This window comes from Burkholderia sp. Ax-1720 (assembly GCF_011753035.1).
Lineage (GTDB): Bacteria > Pseudomonadota > Gammaproteobacteria > Burkholderiales > Burkholderiaceae > Burkholderia > Burkholderia gladioli.
This window is the reverse complement of sequence record NZ_VWWK01000212.1, coordinates 1-10,542: the sequence shown is the minus strand read 5'-3', so window position 1 is coordinate 10,542 and position 10,542 is coordinate 1. Positions and strand designations below refer to the sequence as shown.

Sequence of the window (10,542 nt, the reverse complement as noted above, 5' to 3'; positions counted from 1 at the left end):
TCGTCGGCCAGGACAGCACGCTCAAGCGCCTGCTGCTGGTGAAGGCGGGCGATGCGGCCACCCAGCCGCCGACCGCGCGCGCCGGCACCTCGCTGGCCGGCACCTCGCCCGTGGGCACGGCCGCGATCGGTACCAGCGGCGTGGCGTCGGTATTGCCGCTGTTGTGGCGTAGCTTGGGATCGATGCCGCCGTCGAGCCATGGCGCCCACATGTCCCAGGCGCCCGGCGTGAAATTGCCGTCGGCGGCCTGCGCGGGCGTGGCTTGCGGCGCGGTGGCCGAGAACACGCGCGGCGGTTGCGGCGGCGTGCCCGCGGCGGCGGGCGTGGTTTCGACGATGGCCGGGGCCAGCTCGGGATCGGGGTCGACCAGCGAGTGCGCGGCGTCGAACACCTGCTGGCAGTGTCCGCAACGCGCGAGCCCGCCATGCAGCCTCAGGTGCTCCGGCTGAATCCGGAAGACGGTTTCACAGTGGGGGCAGCGCGTCGCGAGTGGCATGGTCAGCCGGGCAGCGGGGCCGGAGTGATGGACAGCGCCTATTCTAATGGCTTTCCCGCCGGGTTCCGGCGAGGCATACCCAACCTTCGTGCTCGCGCCAGACCGAGATGTCGACATAGCGCGCATAGACGGCGGCAACTTCCTCTGCCTGCCGCGCCAGCACGCCCGACAGGGCGATGCGCCCGCCCGGCCTGACCTTCGCGGCGAGCATCGAAGCCATCAGCTTGAGCGGGTTCGACAGGATGTTGGCGACCACGATGTCGAATTCGCCGGCCGGACAATCGTCGGGCAGGCCGTAGCTGACCTCGGCGCGATTGCGTTCGCTGTTGTGGCGCGCCGACTCGACCGCCTGCGGGTCGATGTCGATGCCGATCACCTGGCCCGCGCCGCACTTCTTGGCGAGGATCGCCAGGATCCCGGAGCCGCAGCCGTAGTCGAGCACCGACTGGCCGGCCTCGACGGTCTGCTCGAGCCATTCCATGCAGAGCCGCGTGGTCGGGTGGCTGCCGGTGCCGAAGGCCAGGCCCGGATCGAGTTCGAGCACCAGCGCATCGGGATCTGGCGCGTCGTGCCAGGAGGGCACCACCCAGATCCGCTCGCCGATCGGGATCGGGTCGAACTGCGATTGGGTGACGCGCACCCAATCCTGCTCTTCCACCTCGCGCACCGCATGCGCGGGCGCGGCGTCGAGCCCGATCTCGTTGGCGGCGGCCGCCAGCAGCACCGCCGGGTCATGCGCCTCGGCGATCAGCGCGATCACGCGCGAATGCTGCCAGGCGGTGCGCTCGGGCGTGAGGCCGGGTTCGCCGAACAGCGGCTGCTCGTCGGGCGTATCGGCATCGGCGTCCTCCACCGATACCGACAGCGCGCCGAGCTCGATCAGCGCATCGGAGAGCGCTTCGGCATGCTCGCGCGCGAGCTCGACGACGAGTTCCCGGTAGCTCATGCTCAGGCCTCTTCCGGCGCGACCTGCTGCTTCGCGGCGAGCCGGCTTTCGAGATAGTGGATGCTGGTACCGCCTTCCACGAACTTCGAGTCCAGCATCAGCTCGCGGTGCAGCGGGATGTTGGTCTGGATGCCCTCGACCACCATTTCCGACAGCGCGATGCGCATGCGCTGGATCGCCTGTTCGCGCGTGGCGCCGTAGGCGATCAGCTTGCCGATCATCGAGTCGTAGTTGGGCGGCACAAAATAGCCGTTGTAGGCATGCGAATCGACGCGGATGCCGGGGCCGCCCGGCGTGTGCCAGGAGGTGATGCGACCCGGCGAGGGCGTGAACTTGAACGGATCCTCGGCGTTGATCCGGCACTCGATCGCGTGGCCGCGGAACTGGATGTCGCGCTGGCGCAGCGTGAGCTTCTCGCCGGCGGCGATCTTGATCTGTTCCTGCACGATGTCGACGCCCGTGATCAGCTCGGTGACCGGGTGCTCCACCTGCACGCGCGTGTTCATCTCGATGAAGTAGAACTCGTTGTTCTCGTAGAGGAACTCGAAGGTGCCGGCGCCGAGGTAGCCCATCTTCTTGCAGGCGTCGGCGCAGCGGTCGCCGATCCGGTCGATCAGGCGGCGCGCGATGCCGGGCGCCGGCGCTTCCTCGATCACCTTCTGGTGGCGGCGCTGCATCGAGCAGTCGCGTTCGCCGAGCCAGAGCGCGTTCTTGTGCGCGTCGGCCAGCACCTGGATCTCGATGTGGCGCGGGTTCTCGAGGTACTTCTCCATGTAGACCTGCGGGTTGCCGAAGGCCCGGCCGGCTTCCTCGCGGGTCATGTTGACCGCGTTGACCAGCGCCGCTTCCGTGTGCACCACCCGCATGCCGCGCCCGCCGCCGCCGCCCGCCGCCTTGATGATGACGGGATAGCCGACCGCGCGCGCGATCTTGACGATTTCCTTGGGATCTTCCGGCAGCGCGCCTTCCGAACCCGGCACGCAGGGCACGCCGGTGCGGATCATCGCCTGCTTGGCGGACACCTTGTCGCCCATCATGCGGATCGTGTCCGGACGCGGGCCGATGAAGGTGAAGCCCGACTGCTCGACGCGTTCGGCGAAGTCGGCGTTCTCCGACAGGAAGCCGTAGCCGGGGTGGATCGCTTGCGCGTCGGTCACCTCGGCCGCGCTGATCAGCGCCGGCATGTTCAGGTAGCTGAGGTTCGACGGGGCCGGGCCGATACAGACCGCCTCGTCGGCCAGCTTCACGTACTTGGCTTCCTTGTCGGCTTCCGAGTACACGACGACCGTCTTGACGCCGAGTTCGCGGCACGCGCGCTGGATGCGCAAGGCGATCTCGCCGCGATTGGCAATGAGGATTTTTTCAAACATAGCGGGTATTCGTCTTTCCGGTGACGCGCTCTGGCGCGGGGCGGCGCACTCGGCCTTAGCCGATCACGTACAGCGGCTGGCCGTATTCGACCGCCTGGCCGTTCTCGACGAGGATTTCCTTGACGACGCCCGCCTTGTCCGACTCGATCTCGTTGAGCAGCTTCATCGCTTCGATGATGCAGATGGTCTGGCCTTCCTTGACCGTGTCGCCGACCTGCACGAACGGATCGGCGCCCGGCGAGGGCGCGCGGTAGAAGGTGCCGACCATCGGCGAGGTGACCACGTGGCCCTGCGGCGCGGCCGGGGCGGGCGCCGCCGCGGCTGCCGGGGCGGCGCCTTCGAGCGGGGCCGCGGCTGCCGGCGCGGGGGCGCCCACCTGCGGAGCGTAGCCGCTGGCAGGCTGCACGTAGACCGGCGGCGCGTTCTTGACGATACGCACCTTGCCTTCGCCTTCCGTGACTTCCAGCTCGGAGATGCCGGATTCGGAGACGAGGTCGATCAGGGTTTTCAGCTTGCGAAGGTCCATCGGGAGTTCCCCTTGTCTAGTCGTGAAGCGCCGGACTGGCCGGCGGCAATTCGGATTCTTGAAACAGATCAGCCGCGCGGCGCGCCCTGCAGCTTGTCGAGCGCGTGCTCGAGCGCATACAGGTAGCCCTTCCAGCCGAGGCCGCAGATCACGCCCTCGGCCTGGTCGGAGAAGTACGAGTGATGCCGGAACGGTTCGCGACGATGCACGTTCGACAGGTGCACCTCGACGAACGGGATGCCGACGCCGGCCAGCGCGTCGCGGATCGCGACGCTGGTATGCGTATACGCGGCCGGGTTGATCACGATGAAATCGGTCTGCTCGTCGCGGGCGGCCTGGATGCGATCGACCAGGGCGCCCTCGTGGTTGCTCTGGAACGAGGCGAGCTCGGCACCTGCCCGGCTCGCGCGCTCGGCCAGCGCCCGATCGATCTCGGCCAGCGTCACGCGCCCATAGACCTCCGGTTCCCGGGTACCGAGAAGATTGAGGTTGGGGCCGTGCAGTACCAGCAAACGTGTCATGGTCGCTTCAATTTCTGCGGAATTGGGCGCACTTTATCGCCGATTCGAGAAATTTGTCCAGTTTTGCCGCGTGCACGGCGCGCGGCGCGCGGGAGGTTTTGCTCGGCGTTACGCGAAGATCGCGATATTTGCCGTCAACCTGCCGCGAACCGGAAGCCAACCGCCGGCAACGCGAGTCGCGGAAAGCCTGGACACTCAGAGCGTATCGAGGGTCTTTTTCAGCTCGCCGACCTGGATTTGACCTAATTTTGTCACGCGTACCCGGCCGTTCGCATCAATTACCACGGTAAACGGCAGGGCGCCGGCGGTATTGCCGAAATTGCGTGCCAGATCCGCGCCGGCATAACCGCTGACCACCACCGGGTAGTCGACCTTGACCTTCTGCAGGAAGGCCTGGACGTTCTTGTCCGAATCCACGGCCACGCCGACGAAGCGAATTCCGCGGCTCTTGTATTCGTGCGAGAGCTGGACCAGCTCCGGCATTTCCTGCACGCAGGGGCCGCACCAGGAAGCCCAGAAATTGACCACGACCTTCTGGCCCTTGAAGCTGGCGAGCGACTGCGGCTTGCCTTCGGTGTCGGTGACCGAGGCGGCCCAGAGCGCCGCGACCGGGTCGGCGGCCTTGGCGGTGGCGGCCTGGGCGCTGTTTTCGAACACGTCGCCGCGTACCCAGTGGCCGGCGGCCAGGCCGCCGGCAATCGCGACCGCGGCCACCACGGCCACGGGGAGGAGTCGTTTACTGTTCATCTTCGCTTCGAATCGAGGTTGAAGGACTGGCGGGATTGGCCGGCGCGGCCATCAGGGCGCGCAGCGCCGCCGCGTCGGCGCGGGCCAGCCGGCCGCGCGCGTCGGCTCTGAGCGCGCCGCGCAGGTCGTCGCTGTCGTAGAGCGCCACGTGGATGCCGATCGCATCGCTGTCGCGGCGCTCGCGCCAGAGGAAACTGAGCGTCTCGACGTCGCCGCGGCCCGCGAAATGGCGCGTCTCGGACACGTCGTACTGGATGTTCTGGTTCAGCAGGTAGATCGCGACCTCCTTCTGGTTGTCCGAGAAGGTCTGCAGATGGATGTCCGAATGCGCGTTGGCGGTGCCGTTGAGCACCGCGCCGGCCAGGTAGGGCGAGAACGGCGCGAGCCGCTCCATCCAGTCGAGCGCGATGCGCCGCAGCCGCTCCAGCTCGGCCGGCTGCGTGTCGCCCTGGAACAGCGCCAGGTATTCGTGCAGTTCCGCCTCGATCAGGTCGTTATCGGGCAGCCATTCGCCGGCAATCCGGCTTTCGCCGAGCAGATGGCGGGCGGCCTTGCGCTTGGCCGAGGCATAGTCGAGCCCGTCCTCGGCGATGAGGCGGGCGGCGGCCAGCGCGATTTCCTCACGCACGCGCCGCGGGTCGAGCAGGGGTTTTCGAGGCATGATCCGGCAATCATACTCGATCGGCGCGGCCCGCCCGGGCCGCCGCGCAAGCGCCCGGGCGCGACCGGACGGCTCAGTTACAATGACAGCCTTTCTTCCGGCGCCGGTCGCCATGGTGCCTGCGTGCGCGCGCGTCGGCGCATGCCGGCGCGGCGCCGGCCCGCCGCTTTCGAATCGCGACTTCGCAGGCGCCCGCGCGGCGCGACAGTTCTCTATGCACATCCATATTCTTGGCATCTGCGGCACGTTCATGGGCGGTCTCGCCGTGCTCGCCCGCGAGGCCGGCCATACCGTGACCGGATGCGACGCGGGCGTCTATCCGCCGATGAGCACCCAGCTCGAGGCACAGGGTATACAGCTGATCGAAGGCTACGGCGCCGAGCAGATCGATCTGGCCCCGGACCTGTTCGTGATCGGCAACGTGGTCTCGCGCGGCAATCCGCTGATGGAGGCGATCCTCGATCGCGGCCTGCCTTATGTATCCGGGCCGCAATGGCTGGGCGAGCACGTGCTGGCCGGCAAGTGGGTGCTGGCGGTGGCCGGCACGCACGGCAAGACCACCACCAGCTCGATGCTGGCCTGGCTGCTCGAGGACGCGGGCCTGAACCCCGGTTTCCTGATCGGCGGCGTGCCGCTGAACTTCGGCGTGTCGGCGCGGCTGACCGATTCGAGCTTCTTCGTGATCGAGGCCGACGAATACGACACGGCCTTCTTCGACAAGCGCTCGAAGTTCGTCCATTACCGGCCGCGCACGGCCGTGCTCAACAACCTCGAATACGATCACGCCGACATCTTCCCCGATCTGGCGGCGATCGAAACCCAATTCCACCACCTGGTGCGCACCGTGCCCGGCATCGGCCGGATCGTCAGCAACGGCCGCGAGACCGCGCTCGAACGCGTGCTCGCGCGCGGCTGCTGGAGCGAGGTCGAGCGCTTCGGCGTGGAGGGCGGCTGGCAGGCGCTACCGGCCGAGGACGGGGTGCCGGTCGACGAGCGCTTCGCCGTCTACTGGCGCGGCGAGCGCATGGGCGAGGTCGAGTGGACCGTGCAGGGCGAGCACAACCGGCAGAACGCGCTGGCCGCGATCGCCGCGGCGCGCTCGGTGGGCGTGCCGCCCGCGCAGGCGGCGCGGTCCTTCTCGGCGTTTCGCAACGTCAAGCGCCGCATGGAGATTCGCGGCAGCGTCGACGGCGTGACCGTCTACGACGATTTCGCCCATCATCCGACCGCAATCGAGACCACCATCGCCGGCCTGCGCGCGCGGGTCGGCCGCGAGCACACACGGATCCTGGCCGTGCTGGAGCCGCGCTCGAACACCATGAAGCTCGGCACCATGAAGGCGCAGCTACCGGGCAGCCTGGCCGATGCCGACCTGGTATTCGGCTACGGCGCCGCCGCCGGGCGCGACGCGCTCGGCTGGAGCCTGGCCGACGCGCTGCTGCCGCTCGGCGCGCGCGCCCAGGCCTTCGACGACCTCAACGCGCTGGTCAAGGCCGTCACGGCCGCCGCGCGTCCCGGCGACCAGATCCTGGTGATGAGCAACGGCGGCTTCGGCGGCGTCCACCAGAAGCTGCTCGACGCGCTCGGCGCCCGCCAGGGGAGCGGCGAGTGATCCTGTACCTGCACGGCTTCCGCTCCTCGCCGCAGTCGTTCAAGTCGCGCCTGCTGGCGGCTCGCCTGGCCGAGCTCGGCCGTGCCTCGGAATGGCGCTGCCCGAGCCTGTCGGTGTCGCCGCTCGAGGCGATCGAGCTGGCCGAGGCCGAGGTGGCCGGCGTCGCGGCGCGGCAGGTGACGGTGATCGGCAGCTCGCTGGGCGGCTACTACGCCACCTGGCTGGCCGAGAAGCACGGCTGGCGCGCGGTGCTGCTCAATCCGGCCACCCAGCCGCAGCGCGACCTGGCGCGCTACCTGGGCGAACAGCCGCTGTGGCACGGCGGCGGCAGCATCGTGGTCGAGCCGCGCCATCTCGGCGAGCTCGACGCGCTGCGCGTGAACGCAATCACGCGCCCGGAACGCTACTATCTGATCGCCGCGACGGGCGACGAGGTGCTGGACTATCGCGAGATGCTCGCGCACTACCCGGGCGCCCGGACCCGCGTGATCGACGGCAGCGACCACGGCATCAGCGAATTTGCCGACTATGCCGACGAGGTGCTCGCCTTCTGCGACGCCGAGCGGTTGCGCTGAACCCGGCCGGGGTGCCCCGGCGGACGAACGAATTCAATCCCAAGCTGGACGAGGCGCTGCGTGACGGCGCCGGACAGTCTCAACGAGAGTCAGACGAGTGAACGTTTTTTTCGAGGAATCGGGCAGTTTCAAGGCAGGCAGCGTGCTGTCGCGCCAGGGCGATGCGTTTCAGGTCGAGTTGCCGGGCGGACGGCGCGCCAAGGTGCGCGCCAAGGATGTGCTGATCGAATTCGACAAGCCCGCCGCCGGCGAGCTGATGCAGCAGGCCGACGCGGCCGCGCAGGAGATCGACCTGGATTTCCTGTGGGAATGCGCGCCGGATGAGGAATTCGCCTACGGCGTGCTGGCCGACGAGTATTTCGGCAGCAGCTACGGCCCGGTCGAGCGCGCGGCGCTGGTGCTGCGCATGCACGGCTCGCCGGTCTACTTCCGCCGCAAGGGGCGCGGCCAGTACCAGCGCGCGCCCGAGGAGCAACTGAAGATGGCGCTCGCCTCGCTGGAGCGCAAGCGCCAGCAGGCGCTGGTGCAGGTCGGCTACGAGGACGAGCTGAAGGCCGGCCGGCTGCCGGCCGCGTTCGAGGGCAAGGCGCTGGCCCTGCTCACGCGCCCGGACAAGAACTCCATCGAGTACAAGGCGCTCGACGCGGCGGCGATCGCGCTGGGCGTCTCGCAGGCGCGGCTGATGCTCGACTGCGGCGGCATCGCCTCGCCGCGCGCGCTGCACGAGGCGCGTTTCCTGGCCGAGCATTTCCCGCACGGCACCGGTTTCCCGCCCGTCACGGTGGGCCCGCTGCCCGAGGACCTGCCGCGCGCCAAGGTCGACGCCTTCTCGATCGACGACGTGACCACCACCGAGATCGACGATGCCTTCTCGGTCGAGCACCTGCCCGAGAACCGCGTGCGGATCGGCGTGCACATCGCGGCGCCGGCGCTGGGCATCACGCGCGGCGACGAGGTCGACGCGATCGCGCGCGCCCGGCTGTCGACCGTCTACATGCCCGGCGACAAGATCACCATGCTGCCCGACGACGTGGTCGAGGTGTTCACGCTCAAGGAGGGCGACTTCCGGCCCGCGCTGTCGCTCTACATCATCGTCGATCGCGAAACCCAGGACATCGTCGCCAACGAGACGCGCGCCGAATACGTGTTCGTGAAGAGCAACCTGCGCCACAACACGCTCGACGAGCTGGTCACCGAGGACACGCTGGCGGCCGGCAGCGGCGATTACCCGCACAAGGACGACATCGCCGTGCTCTGGCCGCTGGCCCAGGCGCTGTTCGAGAAGCGCCAGGTGGCGCGCGCCGGCTACGGCCTCAAGCGCGAGGTGCAGCGCAATACCGACTACAACTTCTACGTCGAGGGCGAGCACATCTCGATCACGCCGCGCCGGCGCGGCTCGCCGCTCGATTTGATCGTCTCGGAGCTGGCGATCCTCTCGAACTCGACCTGGGGCGCCTTCCTGCACGACCACACGGTGCCCGGCATCTACCGCTCGCAGCGCGCGCTCGGCGTGCCGACCGGCCCCAAGCGCACCCGCATGCAGACCTCGGCCGCGCCGCACGAGGGGCTGGGCGTGGCGCAGTACGCGTGGAGCACCTCGCCGCTGCGCCGCTACGTCGACCTGGTCAACCAGTGGCAATTGCTGGCCTGCGTGCAGCACGGCGTGACCGCCAAGCTGGCCGCGCCCTTCAAGCCCAAGGACGCGGATCTCTACGCGGTGGTGCAGGGCTTCGACGACACCTACACGGCCTACGCCGATCACCAGCGCCGCATGGAGTATTTCTGGTGCCTGCGCTGGCTGCGCCAGGAGAACCGCCGCCAGGTGGTCGCCGCGGTGGTCAAGGGCGACCTGGTGCGACTCGAGGAAGTGCCGCTGCTGCTGCATGTGCCGGGGCTCGGCGTGCATGCGCGCGGCACGCGCGTGCTGCTCGACGTGATGTCGATCGACGAGCTGACCATCGAGGCCTCGGTGCGGCTGCTCAACGTGCTGGACGCGCCGACCGTGTCGAGCGGCGAGACCGCCGACGAGGACGAGGGCGCGGAGGAGGGCGCTGACGAGGCGGCCGGCGACGACACCATCGTCGACGCGCCCGACGCCTCCGCCGAGAGCGAGGCGGAAGCGCTCGCCGAGGCCGACGGCGAGGCAGCCGCCCCGGCCCCGGGAGACAGCGAGGAGAACCCGAAATGAGCGAGCCGCGCAATCCGGCCGAGGCCGTCGCGCGCGAGCGCTACGCGGTGTTCGGCAATCCCGTGGCGCACAGCAAGTCGCCGTTCATCCACGCGCGCTTCGCCGAGCAGACCGGCCAGGCGATCGACTACACGCCCCGGCTCGCGCCGCTCGACGGCTTCGCGGCCGCGGTGCGCGAGTTCATCGCCGCGGGCGGGCGCGGCGCGAACGTCACCGTGCCCTTCAAGCTGGAGGCGCATGCGCTGGCCGACACGCTTTCGCCGCGCGCGGCGGCCGCCGGTGCCGTCAACACGCTGCGCTTCGAGGCCGACGGCCGGATCCACGGCGACAACACCGACGGCGTCGGCCTGGTGCGCGACATCGAGCAGAACCTTGGCGTGTCGCTGGCCGGCGCGCGCATCCTGCTGCTCGGCGCGGGCGGCGCGGCACGCGGCGTGGTGCTGCCGATGCTCGATCGCGGCCCGCTCGCGATCAGCATCGTCAACCGCACCGCCAGCAAGGCCGAGGAGCTGGTCGGCCAGTTCACGCAGGCCGCGCACGATGCCGGCTGCGCGCTGGCCGGCGGCGGCGCGGCGCTGGTCGAGCGGCATCCCTACGACGTGATCGTCAACGCGACCGCCGGCAGCCTCGACGCGGCGCTGCCCGAGTGCGACCCGGCCGCGTTCGGCGCCGGCACGCTGGCCTACGACATGATGTACGGCGCCCAGCCGACGGTGTTCATGCGCCATGCCGAATCGCTCGGCGCGCGCACCGCCGACGGGCTCGGCATGCTGGTCGAGCAGGCGGCCGAATCCTTCCATCTGTGGCGCGGCGTGCGGCCCGACGGCGCGCCCGTGCTGGAGGCCCTGCGCGATGCGCTGGCCGCCGCGGCCTGAGCGGAGCGCCGGCAGCTTCGCCGGA

11 protein-coding genes are annotated in these 10,542 nt (G+C 69.4%); 4 read left to right on the top strand and 7 right to left on the bottom strand.

Features of this window, described 5'->3' with window-relative positions; genetic code table 11:
- The 7 genes from F3J18_RS32625 to F3J18_RS32595 form a co-directional block, all read right to left on the bottom strand.
- Positions 1 to 496 (bottom strand): MJ0042-type zinc finger domain-containing protein (locus tag F3J18_RS32625; RefSeq protein ID WP_240156473.1); only part of this gene is annotated, 496 nt, incomplete at its 3' end.
- A 43-nt stretch (positions 497 to 539) separates the two neighbouring features.
- Positions 540 to 1,442, bottom strand: a complete 903-nt coding sequence (prmA, locus tag F3J18_RS32620; protein ID WP_166916218.1) for a 50S ribosomal protein L11 methyltransferase — start codon at positions 1,440 to 1,442, stop codon at positions 540 to 542.
- A gap of 2 nt (positions 1,443 to 1,444) precedes the next feature.
- The gene (gene accC, locus F3J18_RS32615) at positions 1,445 to 2,812 is read right to left on the bottom strand and encodes an acetyl-CoA carboxylase biotin carboxylase subunit (RefSeq protein WP_025096825.1); all 1,368 of its coding nucleotides are present in this window, start codon (positions 2,810 to 2,812) and stop codon (positions 1,445 to 1,447) included.
- Positions 2,813 to 2,867: 55 nt separating this feature from the next.
- Entirely contained in the window at positions 2,868 to 3,338 is a 471-nt protein-coding gene (gene accB / locus F3J18_RS32610; protein ID WP_013696593.1) for an acetyl-CoA carboxylase biotin carboxyl carrier protein, read from the bottom strand.
- Between the two features lie 68 nt (positions 3,339 to 3,406).
- Positions 3,407 to 3,859, bottom strand: a complete 453-nt coding sequence (gene aroQ / locus F3J18_RS32605; protein WP_013696594.1) for a type II 3-dehydroquinate dehydratase — start codon at positions 3,857 to 3,859, stop codon at positions 3,407 to 3,409.
- Positions 3,860 to 4,054: 195 nt separating this feature from the next.
- Positions 4,055 to 4,606 carry a TlpA disulfide reductase family protein gene (locus F3J18_RS32600; protein WP_059999877.1) on the bottom strand — a complete coding sequence of 184 codons (552 nt, stop codon included), beginning with the start codon at positions 4,604 to 4,606 and terminating at the stop codon, positions 4,055 to 4,057.
- Positions 4,596 to 5,267, bottom strand: a complete 672-nt coding sequence (locus F3J18_RS32595; protein ID WP_036038882.1) for a hypothetical protein — start codon at positions 5,265 to 5,267, stop codon at positions 4,596 to 4,598. The genes F3J18_RS32600 and F3J18_RS32595 overlap by 11 nt, the downstream gene beginning before the upstream one ends.
- Positions 5,268 to 5,481: 214 nt before the next feature.
- Between F3J18_RS32595 and mpl the strand changes: the two genes are divergently transcribed.
- The 4 genes from mpl to aroE all read left to right on the top strand — a co-directional run bounded on the left by mpl (position 5,482) and on the right by aroE (position 10,517).
- Positions 5,482 to 6,879, top strand: coding sequence for a UDP-N-acetylmuramate:L-alanyl-gamma-D-glutamyl-meso-diaminopimelate ligase (gene mpl, locus F3J18_RS32590; protein WP_025096822.1), 1,398 nt, complete (start codon positions 5,482 to 5,484; stop codon positions 6,877 to 6,879).
- Positions 6,876 to 7,454, top strand: coding sequence for a YqiA/YcfP family alpha/beta fold hydrolase (locus F3J18_RS32585; RefSeq protein WP_025096821.1), 579 nt, complete (start codon positions 6,876 to 6,878; stop codon positions 7,452 to 7,454). Before mpl ends, F3J18_RS32585 begins: the two co-directional genes overlap by 4 nt.
- Positions 7,455 to 7,551: 97 nt before the next feature.
- Positions 7,552 to 9,642: an RNB domain-containing ribonuclease gene (locus F3J18_RS32580; protein ID WP_046576988.1), complete on the top strand. Its 2,091-nt coding sequence runs from the start codon at positions 7,552 to 7,554 to the stop codon at positions 9,640 to 9,642.
- Positions 9,639 to 10,517, top strand: a complete 879-nt coding sequence (aroE, locus tag F3J18_RS32575) for a shikimate dehydrogenase (protein WP_166916215.1) — start codon at positions 9,639 to 9,641, stop codon at positions 10,515 to 10,517. Before F3J18_RS32580 ends, aroE begins: the two co-directional genes overlap by 4 nt.
- The last annotated feature ends 25 nt before the right edge of the window (positions 10,518 to 10,542 follow it).